This is a genomic window from Shewanella sp. BC20 (assembly GCF_003129585.1).
In the GTDB taxonomy this organism is placed as follows: Bacteria; Pseudomonadota; Gammaproteobacteria; order Enterobacterales; family Shewanellaceae; genus Shewanella; species Shewanella seohaensis.
This window is the reverse complement of sequence record NZ_NHRI01000005.1, coordinates 97,127-118,531: the sequence shown is the minus strand read 5'-3', so window position 1 is coordinate 118,531 and position 21,405 is coordinate 97,127. Positions and strand designations below refer to the sequence as shown.

Annotated in this window: 18 protein-coding genes and 1 riboswitch; of the genes, 9 read left to right on the top strand and 9 right to left on the bottom strand. The window is 49.5% G+C overall.

Translation table 11 applies throughout. The features are described 5' to 3' along the window. Nucleotides 1–208: 208 nt before the first annotated feature. From CBX96_RS07605 to CBX96_RS07590, 4 genes are all read right to left on the bottom strand, one after another. Complete coding sequence (locus tag CBX96_RS07605) at nt 209–2,170, bottom strand: TonB-dependent receptor (protein WP_109286266.1); 1,962 nt, start codon at nt 2,168–2,170, stop codon at nt 209–211. A 108-nt stretch (nt 2,171–2,278) separates the two neighbouring features. After that, a riboswitch (cobalamin riboswitch) is annotated at nt 2,279–2,513 on the bottom strand. Nucleotides 2,514–2,638: 125 nt separating this feature from the next. Next, the gene (locus CBX96_RS07600; protein WP_258294280.1) at nt 2,639–3,307 is read right to left on the bottom strand and encodes a hypothetical protein; all 669 of its coding nucleotides are present in this window, start codon (nt 3,305–3,307) and stop codon (nt 2,639–2,641) included. 245 nt (nt 3,308–3,552) lie between these two features. Continuing rightward, nucleotides 3,553–4,989: a hypothetical protein gene (locus CBX96_RS07595; RefSeq protein WP_109286264.1), complete on the bottom strand. Its 1,437-nt coding sequence runs from the start codon at nt 4,987–4,989 to the stop codon at nt 3,553–3,555. A 3-nt stretch (nt 4,990–4,992) separates the two neighbouring features. After that, a complete protein-coding gene (locus CBX96_RS07590; protein ID WP_258294296.1) occupies nt 4,993–6,354 on the bottom strand; it encodes a hypothetical protein in 1,362 nt (453 codons plus the stop codon). A gap of 207 nt (nt 6,355–6,561) precedes the next feature. On the opposite strand from CBX96_RS07590, the gene rihA reads away from it, so the two are divergent. From rihA to azu, 3 genes are all read left to right on the top strand, one after another. Continuing rightward, nucleotides 6,562–7,518, top strand: coding sequence for a pyrimidine-specific ribonucleoside hydrolase RihA (rihA, locus tag CBX96_RS07585; RefSeq protein ID WP_109286262.1), 957 nt, complete (start codon nt 6,562–6,564; stop codon nt 7,516–7,518). 18 nt (nt 7,519–7,536) lie between these two features. Continuing rightward, entirely contained in the window at nt 7,537–8,448 is a 912-nt protein-coding gene (rbsK, locus tag CBX96_RS07580; RefSeq protein WP_109286261.1) for a ribokinase, read from the top strand. A 171-nt stretch (nt 8,449–8,619) separates the two neighbouring features. Then, a complete protein-coding gene (azu, locus tag CBX96_RS07575) occupies nt 8,620–9,096 on the top strand; it encodes an azurin (RefSeq protein ID WP_109286260.1) in 477 nt (158 codons plus the stop codon). 148 nt (nt 9,097–9,244) lie between these two features. Here azu and CBX96_RS07570 read toward each other — a convergent pair whose 3' ends face one another. After that, the gene (locus CBX96_RS07570) at nt 9,245–9,550 is read right to left on the bottom strand and encodes a DUF3622 domain-containing protein (protein WP_011625141.1); all 306 of its coding nucleotides are present in this window, start codon (nt 9,548–9,550) and stop codon (nt 9,245–9,247) included. 352 nt (nt 9,551–9,902) lie between these two features. Here CBX96_RS07570 and CBX96_RS07565 point away from each other — a divergent pair, with 352 nt between their 5' ends. Continuing rightward, nucleotides 9,903–11,171, top strand: coding sequence for a glycerophosphodiester phosphodiesterase family protein (locus tag CBX96_RS07565; protein ID WP_109286259.1), 1,269 nt, complete (start codon nt 9,903–9,905; stop codon nt 11,169–11,171). Nucleotides 11,172–11,257: 86 nt separating this feature from the next. Here the strand turns inward: CBX96_RS07565 and CBX96_RS07560 are convergent, their stop codons facing one another. Continuing rightward, on the bottom strand, nt 11,258–11,824 hold the full coding sequence (locus tag CBX96_RS07560) for a phosphoribosyltransferase (RefSeq protein ID WP_011624046.1): 567 nt from the start codon (nt 11,822–11,824) through the stop codon (nt 11,258–11,260). A 346-nt stretch (nt 11,825–12,170) separates the two neighbouring features. Next, nucleotides 12,171–13,937: an alkaline phosphatase gene (locus CBX96_RS07555; RefSeq protein ID WP_109286258.1), complete on the bottom strand. Its 1,767-nt coding sequence runs from the start codon at nt 13,935–13,937 to the stop codon at nt 12,171–12,173. A 270-nt stretch (nt 13,938–14,207) separates the two neighbouring features. On the opposite strand from CBX96_RS07555, the gene CBX96_RS07550 reads away from it, so the two are divergent. After that, complete coding sequence (locus CBX96_RS07550; protein ID WP_011624048.1) at nt 14,208–14,633, top strand: HPP family protein; 426 nt, start codon at nt 14,208–14,210, stop codon at nt 14,631–14,633. A gap of 83 nt (nt 14,634–14,716) precedes the next feature. Further along, on the top strand, nt 14,717–15,322 hold the full coding sequence (locus CBX96_RS07545; RefSeq protein WP_109286257.1) for a DUF4274 domain-containing protein: 606 nt from the start codon (nt 14,717–14,719) through the stop codon (nt 15,320–15,322). 41 nt (nt 15,323–15,363) lie between these two features. Here the strand turns inward: CBX96_RS07545 and CBX96_RS07540 are convergent, their stop codons facing one another. Then, nucleotides 15,364–16,734, bottom strand: coding sequence for an MATE family efflux transporter (locus CBX96_RS07540; RefSeq protein ID WP_109286256.1), 1,371 nt, complete (start codon nt 16,732–16,734; stop codon nt 15,364–15,366). A gap of 304 nt (nt 16,735–17,038) precedes the next feature. On the opposite strand from CBX96_RS07540, the gene CBX96_RS07535 reads away from it, so the two are divergent. Then, nucleotides 17,039–17,953, top strand: a complete 915-nt coding sequence (locus CBX96_RS07535) for an alpha/beta hydrolase (protein WP_109286255.1) — start codon at nt 17,039–17,041, stop codon at nt 17,951–17,953. 94 nt (nt 17,954–18,047) lie between these two features. Here CBX96_RS07535 and CBX96_RS07530 read toward each other — a convergent pair whose 3' ends face one another. Then, complete coding sequence (locus tag CBX96_RS07530) at nt 18,048–18,530, bottom strand: cupin domain-containing protein (RefSeq protein WP_109286254.1); 483 nt, start codon at nt 18,528–18,530, stop codon at nt 18,048–18,050. 144 nt (nt 18,531–18,674) lie between these two features. Here CBX96_RS07530 and CBX96_RS07525 point away from each other — a divergent pair, with 144 nt between their 5' ends. Beyond that, on the top strand, nt 18,675–20,837 hold the full coding sequence (locus tag CBX96_RS07525) for a TonB-dependent siderophore receptor (RefSeq protein ID WP_109286253.1): 2,163 nt from the start codon (nt 18,675–18,677) through the stop codon (nt 20,835–20,837). Next, a complete protein-coding gene (locus tag CBX96_RS07520; RefSeq protein ID WP_109286252.1) occupies nt 20,837–21,298 on the top strand; it encodes a thioredoxin family protein in 462 nt (153 codons plus the stop codon). Before CBX96_RS07525 ends, CBX96_RS07520 begins: the two co-directional genes overlap by 1 nt. Nucleotides 21,299–21,405: the final 107 nt, after the last annotated feature.

Below are 21,405 nucleotides of genomic sequence, written 5' to 3'. Positions count from 1 at the left end.
AATTTCAGCCCTAAGTCGCAGAATAATTGTGACTATGCTTTAGATGAAGTGATCTATAGCACAAGCAACGACTTAGGCTATCTCAAAATAGGCTGAACTTATAAAGAATACACCGAGAAAATGGATTTTTCTCTGCGCATAGCCAAACAACAGAAATAATAAAGCCAGACTGAGTCTGGCTTTATTCGGTTAAGCATTTATTTCAAGCTTAGAAGCGGTAACCCACAGTCAAGCGAATATCACGGCCTCGACCAGAGTAATAGCTATCACCCCAAATGCCACCGTAGTAACCCGAGCTAACATACTCTTTATCAAACAGGTTATCGATACGCAGGCTCGCTAACCAAGCATCACGGGTATAGTTAAGGGCTAGATTACCTAAAACATAGCTAGATAATTTATCGCCTTCGTTGCCGTTATCGCCTTCGATAAAACGATCGCCCGTGTAAATCGCCTCGGCAAACACTTGGAAATGCTCGGCAAAATCCATACTGACATAACCGCGTCCCGTATGCTCCGCAACCCAAGACAATTGCTTGCCATCATTCACCCCGTCGGTAAATTCGGCATCAATATAGTTATATTCCAAGCCTAAGGTGAGGGCATGAGTAACCTGCCAATCCCAATCGGCACTCGCGCCATAGCGGCGTGATGCATCGGCATTGACGTTGGCACCTTGGAAGCTGCCGCCAACAGGTTTTTCAGCACTTGGGTCGAAGACAATTTCATCTTCTAAATCGAGGCGATATAGGCTAACGCGTAGGCTTTGGCTGGCCACAGTCCAATCCCAACCCGCCTCATAGGAGCGGCCTGTCTGTGGCTTTAAGCCATAGACATCTTTCGGGGTATAAGCTTGCTCATCGACCTTAGCAAAGCGGAAGTTTTCATCGCCACGTAGATAGAATCTGTGCTCGGCGCTCGGACGGTAATTTAAACCGAACTCGAATGCGGTCGCATCTTCATCTAAATCGATGCCGTTTGGATACACATTGCCATCGACCAGATCGTCGGTCACCCGCGCATAACGGCCACCCACTACATAGCTTAAGGTGTGGCTTAATGGCACTGTGGCTTGCAGGTAAGCACTTTGCATTTCCTGCACGTTGCTGCGCGCCATAGAGTCAAACTCGGCCTTACCGCGGCTGATGTCTAAACCAGTGACTAGGTTTAGCTCACCTTGACGGGTGCTGTAATTAGCAAGTGCTTTAGGGCTAAACATCAGCAGCGAGCGAGTATTTTGGCTACCCGCCCCCCAGTTTAATGAGGTCACTAAGGTATCGCTGTAATCCAGATCCGCCGCTAAGGCCCAGTTTTGGTTAAGCTGATGCTGATAACCACTGCGTGCCGCCGTGGTCATCTCATGAACATATTCGCTGCTATTAGAAGACTGGCGTGGATTTTCTTTGAACTGTTCTACCGTCAACGAGCCTGGATTTTCGCGGTCATCATCGTAATAGCTGGTTTCAACAAAGAAAGAATCTGTGGCGGTTTTATATTGAATACGCCCAAGGATAGAACCCGTTTCATTGGCATTGTGCTTGCGATAGTTATCGCCTTGGTTGTAGCTACCAGTCAGGAAATAGTGCCAATTTTTATTGATGGCGCCCGACACATCGCCGCGACCTTCGTAGGTATTAAAGCTGCCGCCGGATAATTGCACGCTGCCGCCCGTATTCTCAGGCGACTTAGTCACAATGTTGATCACCCCGCCGACCGCTTGGTCGCCATAAAGCACGCCCGCACTGCCCGATAAAATTTCGACACGCTCAATTAAATTGAGTGGAATTGCATTCAGGCTAGGCGCAGCGATATCGATGTTATTTAAGCGACGACCATCGAGCAAAATCAAAGTGTTGTTAACGGCGGTGCTGGCGCTAAAGCCGCGCATCGCGAAGCTAGTACCAATGTTATTGTCGGACAGCTGAATACCACTTTGACCACGTAACACTTCGGTCAAGCTGGTTGCGCCACTCTGCTCAATCGCTGCGGCATCAATCACATTCACATTGGCGGCAATATTTAAGGGGGTCTTGTCTGAACGGCCAATCACGACGATATGCTCATCGACTTTGGCCACGCTGGCATCATCGGCCGCCACGGCGGGGGCGATAACAGAAAAGCTGCAAAGGCTGCCGATCAGCAGCGCGATTTTAGTTGGATGTGTTCCCATTTTACCTTTAACTCCTGCAAGGAAAACGGGGCATTGGCGCCACGATACCGTTGATTCAGTAACAAATACTGACAGTCACTATCGCATTTTGAGATCTGCCCACCGAAATCTCAAAAACACCTTTAGGGCCGGTCTCCGGACTTAGGCTATGTTAATCCAAGCAATAGAAGGACTAACGCGAAACTGACCTTTGCACACTCGATTCTCTGGCTCACCTTGAGCTACCTAGCGAATGCGGTCGTTTCTCACCTTTTACCGTTGCGGGGGCAGTGCCAGAATTTCACTGGCTTCCCGATTATCTCGCGACGAATGCATCGCAAGCACCACAGAAGGTTGACTAAAAATAGGTTCAGAGGGCGAAAAACCAGTTAACGCCCAATAAGGCTCGTGGCATATCAAGCCTGAGCGCGCGCATTATAGACGTCTATACGGATGAAAGTCCATGCTCATCCGTCTCTCGACTGACAACTACTTTAATGAATAGGGCGCTAAGCCTGAAATAAAGTCAGCACTGTTAGCCGCCTGTAAGGGAGGTTTATCGGCAGAAAACACGTCGCCACGCATCGATTTATGCAGTAAATACAAGTCCTTGTTACCACTTACTACGGTATAGTAACCAATTTCGCCCTGGGGATGAGAGGTAAAAGCACTGGGATTAAACTGAGTCGCGCTATGGACATTCGGCATTGTGGTACAACCGAGAATGGCATGGAAACCTTCGTGACCGTCTACTTGGGTATCCCCTAGCTTTTGATACACCACGTCACCGTCACAGGCGGCTTGGTAAGTTTCAGCCATCGCATCTAAAAACTGCTCGGGGCTCACACTTTCGGCCATGTCCTTAAAGCCTTGCACACAAAACAGTGCACTCCATTGATTGAGCGCCTCCTGCTCAGGCACAAATTCCGCCATAAACATGCCCGCACGTTCCTCATGGTAGGCTTGACGCCAACCCTTTGGCAGATTAAATCCTAATTGCTGACTAAAGACAGGCAACACATGGGTATGCGACGCGCCACTTTCGCTGCGAGGCATATCCAATTTCGCCTCGACGGATTCAGAGCCGATTAGGCTGCACAGCATTAATACGCTCGCGCCCTGACATAACCTCATCTGCATATGGGGTATACATTTCATTATTATCATCCTTGTATCGCATTGTTATGGGTTAATACGACATATGAAATTGCATAGAAAACATCCAGCATTCTAGCGAAGATGTAAATAAGATAACAGTTAAAAAGCTAAACAAGATGACACTGTTACAGTCACAACAACTGTAAAATAGCAAATAGCAGCCAAAGATAGGGGGGTGATGGATTAAAAAAGCTGGTGAATGAACTTTCGCCAGCTGAGAAATGCCCTACATGCCCAACAATGAGTTAGTCAAATGACCAATTGATTTTACGCTGCGGCCTTGCCTGGCTCAAAATTGCCTGCCGTTGCTCTGGGGTCTCACATTGGGCAGCAGGGGTAAATTCCAGCGGCTTAACCACCAAGGAATCGGCAGGTTGTACCGGCGGTTTATCAAACATTCCGAGATTCATCGACCAAGAGACCCATTCTCCCTTTTCACTGATCCCCACAAAACCATCATTTGCCGGCGCTAGCCAAGTGAGGCGTGGAATGCGTTCAATCAGTTGCTCGACATTTTTAAGGTCTGCCCGATAACCGACGGGTACCACTTTGCCGTCGGGGCGCGTAAAGGCAAACGAGGACTTACCTAGGGTAATTTTGCTGCCTTGCTGCCAATATTTGTCGAGGATCGCTTGAGCATGATGAAAGCCAAACAGATAGGCGTAATCCGTATCGTCGGCGAGAATTTGCGGCGTAGCGTTGTCACGCAGTAGCAAGAATCCCGGGCCAACGCTGATAATCTCCTTCACGCCTGTGATATCGGTTTTCTTGATCCAATCGACGCCACAGTTAATGCCATCGCCCCAGAAATGGGCACCCCCCGTTGGACTTAACACCGCAAACGCACAACTGTTTGCCGTGAGACTCGCCACATCCTCAAGGGCGCGGCGGATCGGATAAGCATCACTGCGCCAGCCCCAACTCACCACTGAGCCATCTTTTTTCAAAGCGGCATAGGTATTTTGAAAATATTCGATATGTTTAATATCCGTCAGCTGCGACTGCAACTTCTTCATATTGGTCGAACTTTCAACCTCACCCCACACTACGGCGCTGGCGTCTTTTTTCAGGGCAATAAAACTGCGCCCTTTAGCAAAGATATCGACCACATCGACTAACTCATCCTGCACCTGCAAACTATTGCCGCCGTAAGGCCCGTAGCCCCAAGTATGCACCTTACCATTGGCGTCGAGCGCGGCTAGGGCCTCTCGGTTGGCAAATAGCTTAGTGATATTGGTCATGCGCGCTTGCAATGCCTTGTCCAGACTTAATTTTCCCGCATTGCCCCAATAGACCACAGTGCCATCTTGTCGCAGCGCGGCAAACCCATCTTTAACAGGGACAATTTGCTTCACTTGCTTAAGTTGTTCTGTCACCTCACGGCTATCGCCACCAGCAAAACTGTCACCCCAAGTGATCACCTCACCCGACTGAGTTAATGCGGCAAAGGCTGTGCTGTTGGTCACCACTGTCTCAACTGCGGGTAAATCGCAGGGAATATGGCGATAGTTCGGGTTCGCCTTTTCCTGAAACTGGATAAGCTTGCCATTATCAAATTGCAGCAAGGATTCCTTTTCATTTTCGACGACGGCAACGGGTTTAGGTTGGCTACAGGCGGTTAATTGTAACGCCACTAAGGCGGCCACCAATGCCAAGGGGCGTGAGATAGGATAAGACTGCATTACTTATTTCCCTGTATTTGCTGAAACTTTGGTTGCTGAAATTTGGGCTACTGACAACGCGGGTTGCTGATTGGGTTGTGCTAATTTGCCTAATATCGACTCGAGTAGCGGCTTGAGTTGGTATTCAAAGCCCGGACGCGAATCGATACGGGTTAGGATAACTTGAATTTGTTTATCCAGCGCCTGCGCACTGTTTTGGCTTAGGGTGTCGAACGCCTTCGCCTGCGTTAAGGCTGTTAAGAGCAGCCGTTGAACTGGGCCGATAGCCTGCCCCGCTTGACGGTTCAGTGCGGTATTGTCGAGCACTAATGTCACCAAGCAGAGTAAATAATCGAGGTGCACCGCAAAATCGACGGGGCATTGCTTTTCATCTGCCAAGCCGAACCTTAGTACTTTGGCCTCGCACAGCGCCTTCAATGCCGCTAACTTTTCTGCGGTTAATTCCAATGCAAAGGGCAACTGCTTAGTGCGCGTCATCAACACAAAGCTGGCTAAGGTTTTAACCGACAATGCCTGTTTACTACGGGCGAGCATCGCCAGCGCTAAGTCGTGAAATCCTAATGAACTCAAACGATAAAAGCTTATCATCACAATAGATTCATCTACCGATTCCAGCTTTTTTTTGCTAGGTGAAGTTTGCATTTGCTCGAATAAATCGACCAAACGCGGATAGTGCTCAGGGCTATGACCTAAATGCTCTGCCGCCTCCCAGACCAAAATATTCGCGGCGGGATGCTGCCGATAGGTTTCAAGCAAACGGATAACCCCAGTGTAATCCTGTTGCTGTCCTAAACGCTTGAGTATTGGCACATAACGGAACTCGGCCCAGCGGATCCTTAATAGCGTCAAACAGAAATAACCGACAAGCAAACAGCCTAATATGCCTGCGATGCCAAAGCCGAAGTCCAGTTTGGCGCGATCGCGGGTTAACTCAAGATCGGCGCTCGCCCGTGTTGGTGCCTCGGGAAGATAATGCACAAAACTTTGCCCGTAGCTGGGCACTAATGCGCCAGGAGTGTCGCCCTGCGGCGGCCGTAATTGATAGGTCGCTTGGCAATTCACGCCATCGAGCTCCCATTGGCGAACCAGGTTGCCCTCTGCGGTGCGATACTCCACCAAGCAAATCAATCTTTGGTTATATACGCCCGTCGAACTGCGCTCACTGCGATAGGCGGTCTCAACCACTCGACCAATGGCTACATCGCCACGCTCTAGCAACTGATTGACCAGAAACCACTTTTGCGCCCCTTCCCAGAGAAACAGCGCGGCAACACCAACCAAAAAGAGAGGGACACAGGTCAAGAGTATTTCTAACCAACCCCAAAAACGCGCGGGTGCACTCGAGGTTAATTGACTGCGATTCATCAACACGCCAGAACTTCCTTATCATTCCATGATCGGTAAGGCATAAGAGAACTTGATTCTGCCTAAAGCGGGGCGCTATTGTAGCAGCTTATTGATAGAAATCAGAAAAAGCTCACAGTTTGCCTTAAAGACTCGGCCACATCCTAGCCTGCAAACGTGGGCGTGCTATTCTTAGCCTCCATTCCCGCTGTTTAAAGGAGTAACAGTATGAGTCGCCCAATTATTTTGGATTGCGATCCCGGCCATGACGATGCCATCGCACTCATTTTAGCCCTCGCCCATCCCGAGCTAAACCCACTGGCCGTGACCACCAGCGCCGGTAACCAAACCCCGGACAAAACCCTCAATAATGCCCTGCGGATTTTAACCCTGCTCAATCGCAGCGATATTCCAGTCGCGGGCGGCGCGGTTAAACCCTTAAGCCGTGAGTTGATGATTGCCGATAACGTTCACGGTGAAACGGGACTCGATGGTCCAGCTCTGCCTGCACCGAGTTTTCAACCTCAAGCCGTAAATGCGGTCGAGTTGATGGCCGAGAAAATCCGCCAAAGCGATAAGCCAGTAACCTTGGTGCCAACGGGGCCGCTCACCAATATCGCGCTACTACTCGCCAGCCACGGCGAATTGCACGCCAAAATTGAGCGCATTGTATTGATGGGCGGCGCTGCAGGAGTGGGTAACTGGACGCCAGCGGCCGAGTTTAATATTTTTGTCGACCCCGAGGCGGCCGATATCGTCTTTAAATCCGGCATTCCCATTACCATGTGCGGCCTCGATGTTACCCATCAGGCACAAATTATGGATGAAGATATCGAGCGCATTCGCGCCATTCCTAATCCCGTGGCTAAGTGCGTCGCCGAATTGCTAGATTTCTTTATGATTTACCATAGAGATCCCAAGTGGGGATTTGTCGGCGCGCCGCTGCACGACCCTTGCACTATCGCTTGGTTACTCAACCCCGCATTGTTTGATGCCCAAGACTGCTGGGTCGGCATTGAAACCCAAAGCGCACTCACACTGGGGATGACGGTAGTCGATCGTTATCAACTGACGGGTAAACCCGCGAATGCCACAGTGCTATTCGGGATTGATAGACAGGGCTTTGTTGACTTGTTAGTTGACAGTTTAGCGGTCTACACACCAACCTATCTCAATCGCAGATGAACTTAAGGTAACGCTTCCATGAGTCACATACTCGTTATAGGCAGTGCCAACGCCGACCATGTTATGAATTTTGAGTATTTGCCCGCACCGGGGCAGACCTTAGTGAGTCAAAGCTACCGACTAGAGCATGGTGGTAAAGGAGCGAATCAGGCGGTGGCCTGCGCCCGCTTATGTCAGGCCGATTCGCGAGTGGATTTTATTTGTCACTTAGGTCAAGACAGCGCTGGAAACGAGATGCGCGCCAATTGGCTCAAGGATGGGATAAAAGCCGATGGCATCATGCAAGTCGCCAATATGAGTACGGGCACGGCGATGATTTTTGTCGCCGACAATGGCGAAAATTCCATCGGCATTGCCGCTGGCGCCAATGCCCATCTAACCCCTCTTGAGATAGACAAACATTATGCTCTGTTTGCCAATGCCCAGTTTATGCTTATCCAACAGGAAACCCCTATGGATACGGTGAGCCATGCATTGCAAACCGCCAGACGCTTAGGCATTACCACAGTGCTGAATCCCGCGCCTGCCGTGAGTTCGGAGCAGGATTACCTCAAGTGGGTCGACATTATTACCCCAAATGAAACTGAGGCCGAAGCGTTAACGGGCATTGAGGTCAATAGTGAAGAAGATGCCAACTTAGCCGCCCAACTGCTGCATCAACAAGGGGTGACGACTGTGGTAATTACCTTAGGCAGTAAAGGTGCATTTATCAGTAGCGCAGGCTTTACCGGGTTAATTCCGGCACTTGAAGTACAAGCCATAGATACGGTTGCCGCTGGCGATACCTTCAATGGCGCCCTAGTGGTGGGCTTAAGTGAGGGCATGTCGATTGCCGCTGCCGTCGGCTTTGCCAACGCCGCATCCGCGATCACTGTGACCCGTGCTGGCGCTCAGCGTGCCATTCCCTACCGACACGAACTGCCGCGCTAACTCCCCATGAGTGCGGCAAATTGTCGCACTCAGCCTATTTCACCCTAAAGTTGTATATACATAATTTACATATCGAATTCATTCCCATTTAATGAATTAAGCCTATGCTGGCAAGCGAATACTCGAGTCACATCGGCTCGATCCACCTTGTTCAGAATAAGGAAGTACCAGATGAAAGCGAAAAGCACCACTTTCCGTAATATGACTAGCGCTAGCTTACTTGGCCTAGGATTATTAGTCGCCAGCCAAGCGAGTGCTAACGAATGTGAACTCAAGATTGCTGCGACTGACGCTATGCAATTTGACACTAAAGAGCTGTCTGTTCCCGCTACTTGTAAAGAAGTGACCCTGACGCTAACGCACACTGGCACACTGCCAAAAGCGGCGATGGGCCACAACTGGGTGTTAACTAAAGCCGCTGATATGTCTGCCGTTGCGACCGATGGTATGAGCGCTGGCGCCGATGCTGCTTACGTTAAAGCCGGTGATACCCGTGTTATCGCTCACACTTCGTTAGTGGGTGGCGGTGAATCAACTTCTGTAAAATTTAGCACTGCGGGCATGAGCACGACTGAAGCTTACCAGTTCTTCTGCAGCTTCCCAGGCCACTGGGCGATTATGCAAGGTAGCTTTAAGATCCAAGGCTAATTCCATTGCCTAATGCTCACTTTAGGGAATACCTTAAGTGAGACAACAAAAAAGCGGACCTCGGGTCCGCTTTTTTGTTGAATGCTGATTGGCTCACAAGCCAGTTTGCCTTCGAGGATTTTGTTTCGAGATATCTTCTTCGAGCGAGTTATTCTTCGCCGAACTCGTCTTCATCATCAAAATCATCGGCATCGGTTGCCGCTTCAGCCGCTAAAGCCGCCGCTAATTTGGCCTTAGCCTGTTTCTCTGAGCGACGCTTGTTGCGCTCAGCCAGCGTGCCTAAAAACACTTGCAGCTCGGCTTGCCCCCAAGCTTGTGCCTCGGCCTCGGTCGCAAAACCGTCATGGCTTTTCGACACTACCGTCTTAGTCGACGTCATACGACGGGTGATTTCCGTCTTCCAACCATTTTCAGCTTGAGTGACGCGAAAATCGTATTTTTTACCCTTGCTCATTCTGCTCTATTTCCTAAATGATGCTTGCCACGTTTGTCTTATCAAGCGATACAAACGCCATCATAAAACAAAAGGAGCGCAGTTTACTTGATTTCGGCAAAGAAAGATCGCTTACGAGAAAATTTTCATGCTCAGCTGGCTCAGTGAGTCGAGGCATCCCAATATAACCCCGCCTGCCAGATGATTTTTCGCCCTAATCTTAGTCCTAAGCTCAGTATCAAGCTAGCGCAAAAGCGGCTGGCGGACGGTATCTTTTCTTGTTTTGGTCATAAAAATAAGTAAATTTAGTCATATAGCAATTTTAGAGTGTGAGGGACCCTATTAATAAGTCATTCATAATTTAGGATAGATGATGAATACCTCCTCAGTAACACTCTGCATGCTGTTGGCAAGCACGGCCCTGCTAGCAGGCTGTAACAGCGATAACAAAGATAGCGAGACTACACCGCCACCAGCGAAAATGGTGCCCGCCCAAGTCGGTGAGCGACCACTGTTTTTAGTGCGTCAAATGCATGACAGCAGCCTAAAGACCCGCTTAGCCCAGTGCGAAACCGATCATTTCTACCGTAGTGATTTTTCCATTGGTCACCGCGGCGCGGCGATGCAATTCCCTGAACACACAAAAGAATCCTACCAAGCCGCCATCGACTCTGGTGCGGGTATTGTCGAGTGTGATGTGACTTTTACCGCCGATAAAGCCTTAGTCTGTCGCCACTCCCAGTGCGATCTCGCCAGCACGACCAATATTTTGGCCATACCCGAACTTGCCAACAAATGCTCAGTCCCCTTTACCCCCGCCGATGCGGCCAATGGCGTCGTCGCCACTGCAACTTGCTGCACCAGCGATATCACCCTCGCCGAATTTAAAATGTTAAAGGGCAAGATGGAGGGCGAGAATCCTAAGGCGACCACTGCCGAGGAATTTATCAATGCCACGCCTAAGTGGCGCACCGATCTCTATGCGGGCAACGGTACCCTGATGACCCACGCAGAGAGTATTGAGATGTTTAAAAAGGCAGGCGTTAAAATGACGCCCGAGCTAAAAGCCGCCAGCGTGGCTATGCCCTTCGACGGTTTTACTCAGCAGGAGTATGCCCAGAAGATGCTCGATGAATATACCGCAGCGGGTGTCGATGCCTCGCAGGTCTTCCCCCAATCCTTTAATTTAGAAGATGTAAAATACTGGATTGCTAACGCCCCCGAGTTTGGCAAACAAGCGGTATATCTTGATGATAGATATGATATTTACACGGGCTTTGACCCACAGGACTCCTCCAGCTGGTCGCCCTCAATGGCGGAACTTAAAGCCCAAGGCGTAGAGATTGTCGCGCCGCCACTCTGGGTGCTGGTGACTTTAGATGCGGATAAAAAAATCATTCCATCGGAATATGCCAAAGCCGCGAAAGCAGCGGGGCTTAAGATCATCACTTGGAGCTTAGAGCGCTCAGGATTATTGAAAGATGGCGGCGGTTGGTATTATCAAAGCATCACAGATGCCATTGATAATGAAGGCGATACCTACGAACTACTCGATGTGCTCGCCAAAGATGTCGGCGTGATTGGCGTGTTTTCGGACTGGCCGGCGACTGTCACTTACTATGCCAACTGCATGGATTTATAGGCCAAACAAATAGGCTGTATTTCAAATACCGAGAAACAAAAAAGCGTTAGCAAAAACTGCTAACGCTTTTTATTAACAGATTCTTTTTACTTAAAAAGATGCTGAATATTTTTTAAATCGCCCTTACCTTCGGCAATTTCTTCCGGCGTTAAACCTGTCACTTCGTGTGGGAACACTAACCAGTCTTCAGAGGCATGGATATAGTAATCAGGCTTTAAAGGCACTGCGGTATTTTTTGGCTTGTAATAAGGACAAGCGATACGAATATCCTGCGGCATGTTTAAGCGCATCAGTTGGCTTAACTTTTCCTTCAGCGCGTGGATACTGCGGCCAGAGTCAAACACATCGTCCACAATCAGTAAGCTGTCGCTAGCATTCGCATTTTCAACAATGTAATGCAGGCCATGGACTTTGATTTCTTTGCTTTGCTTGTCGGTACCAATACCGTAGTAAGACGAGGTACGCACGGCGATATGGTCGGTTTCAACCTTCTTAAAGTCGAAAAACTCTTGTACCGCGATCCCGATTGGAGCACCGCCACGCCAAATACCCACGATAAACTGCGGACGGAATCCACTCTCATAAACCTGTGAAGCTAATAGAAATGAATCTTCGAGCAGTTGTTGTGCGGTAACGAAATATTTTTCTGACATGACACCGATCCCCATCTTAATTATTGATTTTAGGTGTTAAAGCGCGAGCTTTTACCCTGTAAGGTCTGTTCGGCGTCCAAAACACGAGAACAGCAATCTCTTCATAAGAGTCCTAGCAAGTGTAGGCAGCCGCCGAATTTTGGGAGCGAATTTTATACCAAAAAAAACCGCCGTGCTGCAGTTATAGTCATAAGTTGCAGGTGAACGGCCGTTTATTTTGCATTTTTAGGACGGAACTAACAAAAAGCGAACAAAAAAGGCCACCCAAAGGTGGCCAACAAGGAACGAGCACAGGCTCAAAGCAAAGTGTGACTCTTAAGTTTGACGCTTAAGTTTGACGCTTAAGTTAGCTCACAGGGTTGATAATAGGCTCACCGACCTTAGTCATGGCGCTGTAGCTGCGGCTACTCGACTCTTCAAACTCCTTCGCCAGAATTGTGCTGACATAATGCCAGTCGCTACGCACGGCTTCCTTGGTGAAGGTTAAAGTCATAAAGCCGCGGTCTTTAAGGTTGGTGTATTTAAGATCTGGCACCAAGTCGACGATCGCCGCCTCGGTCGCGGGGATCTGTTCCGCAGGGAGATTTAAGTAATATTCCAAACCAGGTGATGATACTGAGCTTGTGGCAAACTCCACCCCAACAGTATCGCCGTTGACATCTTTAAGCTCATTCGCCCAGGCATTATGGGTGTCACCAGCAATCACCACTAGGTTGTGATTTTTCGATTTAGCCGTGCCTAAGATCACTTCCCTTTCATAGGCATAACCATCCCATGCATCCAAGTTATAGGGAATGGATGGCAGTTGCAGCAGGGCAATCACCTCTGGCGTTAACAGGGCTTGATTAGCCTGCAAGTACTGTAATTCTGCCGCCGTTAGGGTTGGATCATTTGCCGCAGCTCGGGCGGCTAACTTCGCCAGCGCCCCAAGCATGGCATATTGTGGAATGCTCATTTGCTGGGTAGCAATCGCCGCAGGTAGAGACATTTTGCCCATGAGGATCTGTTGTCCTAATACCTGCCAAGTACCCGTGGCTTGCAATAAGGTACCCTGTAACCAGAGTAACTGGGTCAGCCCTAACATAGTGCGCGAAGTCGATGTCACATCGGCGCGGAAACGCTCGCCATCGAAGGCGCCCGTACTGGCATCCATATAATCGGCATAATCGAGCTGCTTATCGCGGGCTAACACGCGCGTATCCAGCATATGTAAGTCAACTAAGTTGCCGTAACTGAAGCTGCGATAAATCTCCTCATGGTTACCCTCGCGCCATGGACGGATTGGCAGCCACTCGAAGTAAGCCTGCAGTGCGGCTTCTTTGCGAACCGCAAAATCCCCTTCGCCTTCGTTGTGGTTCTCGGCGCCATCACGCCAAGTATCGTTTGCCACTTCGTGGTCGTCCCATACCGTAATAAAAGGCACTTTCGCGTGCAATTTTTGCAGGCTGGCATCGGTATGATATTGGGCGTAACGGGTACGATAATCGCTGAGGGTCAGCAGTTCGTTGGCGGGTAACACTTCACGGCCAAGCTCTGCCGCATGTTCGCTGGCATAGCCGCCGCGAGCATATTCGTAGATATAGTCACCCAGATGCACCACGGCATCGAGGTCATCCTGCGCCGCAGCCAGTTCATACACGTTAAAATAGCCGGCTGGAAAGTTAGCGCATGACATAACGGCAAGTTTTACCGAACTCACATCACCCTCGGGTAGAGTGCGGGTCTTACCCACCTCAGAGGTTTTTCCGCCCGTCATAAAGCGGTAGAAGTAGGTTTGTCCCGCACGTAAACCACGGGCATCGATTTTGACCGTGTAATCACGGTTAGCGTTGGTGACCATCTCCCCTGTGGTGACTAATTGTGAGAATGCCGCATCACTGGCCACTTGCCAGCTGACTTTAACATCCCCAGCAGAATCTGGCGTCACACGGGTCCAGAGGATCACCGCGTCTTGCGCAGGGTCACCACTGGCTACCCCATGTAAAAACTGCGCAGGAACAGATTTATCATCATCACTGTCACTACACCCCATTAGGCCGTAGGAGATCACTGCTGCACCAATGCCTTTGGCCGACATGGCTAAAAAATCACGACGAGTCACGGTTCGTTTCATTATTATTATTCCCTTATAAGATGAGGTTTCACTGGTATGAGGTCTAATGAGGCCCCGATTGTGAGACATCACTGTTACACATTTGTGACATCTTTGTCAGCCTTTTATGATTTCTTTTAATTCATAAGCTTATACTGGATGACGTACTTTATTTGTACAGCACTGGCACAAGCTATGAGTAAGCTGCTAACATCGGATCAGTGGCAAATCGCTCAGATTTTGGCTCGTCGAGCATCAAACCTGAGCCTTGTTAAAAAAGGAATTTATAGGATGAAAGTCAGCGATATTATGAGCACTGAGGTCATCTGCATCAGCGATGGTGCTAGCCTGAAAGATGCCCACCATTTAATGCAAACCCGCGGCGTGCGCCATTTACCTGTGATATCTGAAACCGACGGCACCTTAGTCGGCGTACTCACCCATAAGAAGATGATCGCCAGCGTATTGTCTATGTTGAACAAATACGGCCAAGGCGCATTGGATCGCAAGGAACGCTACACTCCCATAGCGACTGTGATGGACAAAGACTGCCAGCACTTAACCGCCGATGAGCCCTTAAGCGTGGTAGTGGAATATTTTATCGACAACAAACTCGGCTGCTTACCCGTAGTAGATAACGATAAGAAAGTATTAGGGATTGTCACCTCTTCCGACTTTATTAAGCTCTGTCGCACCCTGCTGCAACAGCAAGCTTAACGCCTAACATCCTCACGCTTTCTCGCTGGCCCTCAGTTATCAGGGCTGGCGAGTGTCATTATTTAAAAACTCCAAGGACGCCCGTGGCCAAGTTATTAACCCAAGAACAATTTATCCGCGCCTATGAATGCGCCGAATTAGGCTGTATCACCAACCATGATCGCCTCGCCCAATTGCTCGCCGATCCCGATTATGACGCTTTACATGAATACAGCGCCTACTTTGGCAAAGCGGCGACACAAATCATCTGTATCAGTGACTTACAAAGTATGGAGGAATTGCATTTTGTCGCGGGTAACTTGAATTGGGATGACCATGATCCCGATATGGTGAGGGCGATTATCGAACACCCACTCTGCGATGCGGGTACCGCTTTATTGCTTTACTGGTACGGACAAGGCTTTTATTATTCCACGCCACAGAGGCTCGACACGCCTTTTGGACTGCTATTCAAAACCATCACAGAACGCTTTGTTGCGCGCGACTATGCCAGTTATAGAATCCATTTTGATCCGTTTAAAGAATGTTTTATGCCCTCATTAGAGGACGTCCTCACGAATGGATGCCAAATTCCAGGGGCTATTTTTGCCCCCTACAGCACCATGGAAATCGAAACCGATGCAGGGCATTCAAGGTATCTACAATTTAAAAATGAGCAGCTCAAATCGGGCAAATGGGGCCAGCAATAAGCCCCGTTCTGTCTTTAATTAGAGCGCTTAAAGCCAAGCTATTAACGTGATGAAACAGGCGTTGCTGGCGGAATACGGGTAAAACGCTGCCAGCGACCCGAGCGCCAACGGTGCACCATAATCAAGCCTCGCACCCATTCATCGGCGGCAACGGCAAGCCAAGCGGCCAGCACGCCATAACCTAAATGCAGCCCAAAGAACCAAGCCAATAGCACGCCAATTCCCCACATACTAAACAGGCCCACGCGCACCGGAAACGCCACATCCCCCGCGCCTTTTAATGCCGAAATAATCACCAGATTAAAGACTCGGCCAGTTTCGAGCGCAATCGAGCCCAATAACAAAAGTGCGGTAAGTTGAATGACCTCAGGGTTTTCACTCAGCCAGCCCACTATGGTAAAGCGCTGCCAATAAAAGGCTAACACTATGGCGAGGGAAGCAATAAAGCCCACCAGGCAATATTTTTGCACCCGCACAGTAATCTCATCGAACCATTGTTTACCGACGTAGTAACCGGTTTGAATTTGCGATGCCTGCCCAAGCGCCACCGCAAAACAGTAAATAAAGCGGCTGATATTCAAGCCATAGGTATAGGCCGTCAGCGAGAGTGTGCCCATCTGGCTGATAAAATAGATGATGGTCATCTGCGCCACGTTGTAGGAGAGCATTTCACCCGCATTGAGCAAACCTATGCGCATCACACTCCAATAGGTGCTGCGCGGCAATAACTTCAACCTTGGCATCGGCAGCGGGATACCTTTACGGTGGATCACCGCCAGCATAATCAAGGCACCGATAATCTGGCTGGTCACAGTCGAAATCGCCACGCCAGTCACCCCATAAACTGGCAACCCAAAGGGAGAATAGAGGGCAATATAGTTACCGAGCACGTTCATCAATCCCGTACTGGAGGTGACTAACATGGCCGAGCGGGTAAAACCGTAGCTACGTAAGATGGCGGCAAAGGCGATGTTCATCACCAGCCCAATACTTAAACTGCCGCAGATCAGCAGATAGTCATAACCATAGCCTGCAACCTCAGGCTCTAGCGCAAACAAACCGATAATGCCGTGGGCACCGAAAAACATCGATGCGCCCATCATCACGGCTAAGCCTAAACTTAAGGCCACACTGGCGACACCAATATCGGTTGCTTGCTGCGTCTGCCCGGCACCATTATTTTGGCTGATCAGAATGCTGGCGCCCGTGCTGACCATCATGGACATCACCATCATAAAAAACATCAATTGGGTGGTGAGCCCCACTGCGGCGACGGCATTATCGGAATAATGGCTCAGCATAAAAATATCGCTGATCCCGAGTAAGGACTGCAGCAAGGTTTCGATAAAAATCGGCCAAGTGAGGGCGACAATGCCCATGCGTTGTTGCAGGGTTTTAGCTGATTTGGCCACGTTCTATCCTTACCGCTGGAAGACAAGTGAAATAGCAATAACACGCCAAGGCTGGCGAACGGTAATTTTCTTACATTTTTAGATTGTGCTCAATCTTTCATTACAACCAAACCGACCGCTGCAACCGTATTCATTCGCGACGCCTCCATCAACAAGTTTTATCAACAAGCGCTAATCAACTGAAATAGATGGAGTTAATAGCAAATCAGCCAATACACACTACCCTTTTCAATATTGAGCCGATACACTTTGCCGACCACAAGGGGCGATCAACGCTCACCGAATATATTCAGGGAAACTGCACATGAGCCAACTCTATTTAGAAGACGGAATTAAACAATTGGTGAGCGAGTTTATCGCCGCAGGTTGCCCTTCGGTGCGCGAGCAAAGCCTTGAGGAACGTCGCCAAGGGTATATCGCCAGCACGGTATTGGCTGGCGAGCCGGAAGCGGTGTTTGAGGTCAAAACCTTATCCCTTGAGGGCATCGAATTAACCCTATTTAAGCCCTCGGCGGACAACAACTTACCCGTAGTCATTTACTATCACGGCGGTTGTTTTGTCAGTGGCGGCATCGCCACCCATAACCAACAACTGCGTAAAATCGCCAATGATTCTGGCGCGTTAGTGGTGGCGGTCAGCTATCGCCTCGCCCCTGAGCACGTGTACCCCGCCGCCCATGACGATGCCTTCAATGCCGCCAATCTCGTGCAGCAACATTGCCAGCAATGGGGCGGCGATAACACCAATATCACCCTGATGGGCGACAGCGCCGGTGGCCATTTAGCCTTAGTCACTTGCCTGCGATTAAAGGCAAAGGGGGAATGGTTACCTAAAAAACAAGTGCTTATCTATCCTATGTTGGATGCGACCGCCAAAAGCCAGAGCTATATCGACAATGGCGATAAGTACATCATCACCCGCGACACCCTGCTCACGGGCTTTGATATGTACCTCGATTGGCACCCCAGAACCGACGTTGAAGCCAGCCCTCTGCGCAGTCAAGAGTTAGCAGGCCTGCCCGAAACCCATATTATTACCGCCGAGTTCGATCCCTTGCTAGATGAGGGTGAACAGCTATTCCGTAACCTGTTAGATGCGGGCGTCAATGCCCATTGCCGCCGCTATTTAGGGGTGATCCACGGCTTCTTCCAACTCAGTGGAGTCAGTCAATCGGCGCGGGATGCCATGGTGCAGGTAACCCATATTATTCGCGCTTAACCTGATTAAGCCGCATGCCTTAATGCGTGGCATGCGGCTACTGAATCTATGCAACGAGCAACTCATTACATGATAACGCAATGATTTAACGACGCTATTTCGCCTCTGGTCGACTCAGTTGGTGGATCACATCTTGATGCTGCGGATACATGGCCTGCAAAGCTTCTTGGCTAAACAACTCAAAGTCATCGAAGGTAAAACCCGGTGACACCATACAGCCCACCAGCGAAAAACCCGGTTGATTCATGGCCGAGCCAAAAATACAGCCCTTAGGCACTAAAAACTGTGGCCTTTCGCCCGCAGCTAAATCCAGCCCCAACTGCGCCGTGGTCAGCTCGCCCTCGGGGGAAATCATATAAATTGTCAGGGATTGACCCGCATGGAAATACCACATCTCATCGGCCGTGAGTCGATGAAAATGCGACACTTCACCGGTTCGCAGTAAGAAATAAATGCTGCTCCACAGCTGACGACTCGGATCAAAAGCCGATTCTGAGCGATAGGAAGAACGGTAATATCCGCCTTCAACATGCTGCTCAAGTTCTAAATACTGAATAAAATCATCTGCATTCTGCATCTTTACTACTCCATTCATTTTTTCGCACCTGTATCTTGGCTAATACCTTTTTTAAGAAGATGTTAGAACCATGACCGAAATCAAATAATAATTATTCTCATTTACATATAATGCTGCCACTTGTAATTTTACGGAGAAATGAGAGTGAAGCCTACTTACCTTGCCATCCTGTTAGCAGCCCTACTACATCCCCCCTTGGCCAGCGCAGACGAAGTGAACCAACCTGAGCTGGAAAAAATCGAGCGCGTGAGTGTTGTCGGCGTAAGACAACGATTAGAGCAAGCCGGAACCTTGGCTAACACTATCATGAAAACCGAAGTCATCGACGCCAGCGTGATTGAGAACAAAAATGCCGTCAACCTCTCCGAGGCGATTGATAATTCCCCCGGCGTCAAAGTCTCCAACGAATGCTCCATGTGTGGCGTGAAGCGCATTATGCTCAACGGCATGAAAGGCGAGCAAACCACGATTCTGGTCGATGGTTTACCCGTACACACCATGATTTCGGGCTATTATGCGGTCGATGCGATCCCAACAACTGGAGTCGAGCGCATCGAAGTCGCCCGTGGTGCAGGCGCCTCCTTAATCGCCCCCGAAGCGATTGGCGGCACCATTAATATTGTTAGCTACGAGCCCACTGAAAACGGCGCTGAGTTGGATTTGTCCGCCGGTGAAAATGGCTACCGTAAACTGGGTTTTCTCGGTAAAGGTGTGACCCAAGATGGCCGCACCCGCGCGACACTCGTTGCACAATATGACGATAGAGATCAAGCCGATGCGGACAATAACAAAGTCAACGAAGCACCGATGCAGGAAAACCGTAGCCTGACCGCTCGAGTCTCCCACGATGTGACCGATGCCGATAACCTAGTGATGCGCGTCGCCAATATTCAATCGGAAATTTTCGGCGGCCCTATGATAGGCAGCACCTTCGCCGATGGCGTAGCGTCTAGCACGGGGAACGTGTTATCCGGCTACGATGGCCAACCGAGCGAGCCACAACAGCTGTTTGAAGATGGTGATGTACGTATGCGCTACACAGGAAAAGCCTGGGAAACCACCGAATGGATTAAGACCGAACGTAATGAAGCCTCACTCGCTTGGCTGAGGGAATTTAACGACGACTGGAACATGCACCTTGCTGCCAGCTACGCCGATCATAAACAGGACTCCTTCTACGAAGGCTTCGATTACAGCGCCGATGATAAGATGTGGTTCTTCGATGCACGCTTTAATTATCTGTTGAGCGAGAGCCAACTACTCACCTTCGGCGCCGACTTACGCACAGAGGAAATGCGCTCCCATTCCCGCTCTGGCAGTGCCAACCCAGATTATGTTTCCGACTCCTTTGACTATGATGTTAAAGGTCTTTATCTACAGGACACTTGGCAAGCCACTGAGTCGTTAGAAGTCGCAATGGCGCTGCGTTACGATACTATCAGCGCCGATTTTACCGACCCCAACAAACCCGGCACTGAACTCGATGAGTCGATTCTGTCTCCTAGGGTTGATATTCGCTTACGCCATAATGATGAATGGACCTCGCGCCTATCCGCAGGCCGCGGCTATCGTGCACCTTTATCCTTCTTTGAAACCGACCACGGGATTTTAGACGGCTCACTCGGCTTTGATATTGATATCGACGAGCTAGAACGTTCCAACTCAGTTAACTACGCCCTGAGTTACGAGGGTGAACGTCTCACCTCCACCGCCTCAATAGCCTGGACCGAAGTCGAACATTTAGCAGCATTAACCACTAACGACCATGGCATTCCATTACTCACTCAATTGGATGAAAAAGCGCGGGTTATCACCAGCGATATCGCCTTAGGTTATCGCTTAACCGATGATATGAGCCTTAGCCTGACTGCCGAGCATTTTGATTATGACTCGGTATTCAAATCCTCCTATGCCATTGCGCCAGTTGAAAAACGCGTCACGCTCAGTATGGATTGGGATGTGAATGACTGGGAAATTTTTGCCAACCTAGTGTGGATTGGTAGCCGCGATCTCGCTGAATTTGGCTACGAAGGCTATAACCGTTTAGACGCCAATGGCCAAGTGGACCCAAGCTCGAAAAAGACCACAGACGCACCCGCTTATGTCACTGTCGATCTTAAGGTCAGTTATCAGCTTAACGATACCTTGTCACTCTACACTGGGGTCAGCAATCTATTTGACTACACTCAAGCAGGAGATGAAGACACACCGCTATTTTACGATGCAGAGGGCGCTTTCGACGTAGGCTATATCTATGGCCCACTGCGTGGCAGAGAAATCTATGCCGGCATCAAGTTTAGCTTCTAATGCGCTACATTTTTCTCCTTACACTGTTGTGCTGCGCCCTGCCGTTATCGGCGGCGCAGCTCACCCGTGACTATCAGTTTCAAGCTTTGCGGAGCCAACAAGTAACAGATTTGTCGCATCTCGAAGGGCATGTCTCAGCATTGATGTTCTTCGAGCCGGAGTGCCCTTGGTGTATTAAGCAGGCAAACGTACTCAAACAACTGCATCAAAACTGCAATCAACCGATTCAGCCAGTAGCCTTGGGCGTCAATGGGGATAATCTAGCCTTAAAACGCGCCCTGTTTAGGCTCAATTTCCCCTTTGAAGCCTACCGCGCTCCGCCAGCTTTACTAAAGGAGATGGGCGGCATTCCCGCCACGCCAATCTTACTGCTGTTAAATGCCAAGGGAGAGCTAATCAAAGGTTATCGCGGTTTTACCAATGAAGCAGAGCTGAAGGCTCAACTCTGCCGCTCGAGTTAATATCAGCATAATTTAATCTATTGTTTTCAATCAGAGTGTTGTTTGATGCCATTAAATGGCACACCATTCCGATTGAGAACAATAGGTTTTTGCCAATAAAACCTACA

Bases quoted from the DNA above. Each gene is read 5' to 3' on its own strand.
- CBX96_RS07605 (WP_109286266.1), bottom strand. From the start codon at position 2,170: ATGGGAACACATCCAACTAAAATCGCGCTGCTGATCGGCAGCCTTTGC.
- CBX96_RS07600 (WP_258294280.1), bottom strand. From the start codon at position 3,307: ATGAAATGTATACCCCATATGCAGATGAGGTTATGTCAGGGCGCGAGC.
- CBX96_RS07595 (WP_109286264.1), bottom strand. From the start codon at position 4,989: ATGCAGTCTTATCCTATCTCACGCCCCTTGGCATTGGTGGCCGCCTTA.
- CBX96_RS07590 (WP_258294296.1), bottom strand. From the start codon at position 6,354: ATGAATCGCAGTCAATTAACCTCGAGTGCACCCGCGCGTTTTTGGGGT.
- rihA (WP_109286262.1), top strand. From the start codon at position 6,562: ATGAGTCGCCCAATTATTTTGGATTGCGATCCCGGCCATGACGATGCC.
- rbsK (WP_109286261.1), top strand. From the start codon at position 7,537: ATGAGTCACATACTCGTTATAGGCAGTGCCAACGCCGACCATGTTATG.
- azu (WP_109286260.1), top strand. From the start codon at position 8,620: ATGAAAGCGAAAAGCACCACTTTCCGTAATATGACTAGCGCTAGCTTA.
- CBX96_RS07570 (WP_011625141.1), bottom strand. From the start codon at position 9,550: ATGAGCAAGGGTAAAAAATACGATTTTCGCGTCACTCAAGCTGAAAAT.
- CBX96_RS07565 (WP_109286259.1), top strand. From the start codon at position 9,903: ATGAATACCTCCTCAGTAACACTCTGCATGCTGTTGGCAAGCACGGCC.
- CBX96_RS07560 (WP_011624046.1), bottom strand. From the start codon at position 11,824: ATGTCAGAAAAATATTTCGTTACCGCACAACAACTGCTCGAAGATTCA.
- CBX96_RS07555 (WP_109286258.1), bottom strand. From the start codon at position 13,937: ATGAAACGAACCGTGACTCGTCGTGATTTTTTAGCCATGTCGGCCAAA.
- CBX96_RS07550 (WP_011624048.1), top strand. From the start codon at position 14,208: ATGAAAGTCAGCGATATTATGAGCACTGAGGTCATCTGCATCAGCGAT.
- CBX96_RS07535 (WP_109286255.1), top strand. From the start codon at position 17,039: ATGAGCCAACTCTATTTAGAAGACGGAATTAAACAATTGGTGAGCGAG.
- CBX96_RS07530 (WP_109286254.1), bottom strand. From the start codon at position 18,530: ATGCAGAATGCAGATGATTTTATTCAGTATTTAGAACTTGAGCAGCAT.
- CBX96_RS07520 (WP_109286252.1), top strand. From the start codon at position 20,837: ATGCGCTACATTTTTCTCCTTACACTGTTGTGCTGCGCCCTGCCGTTA.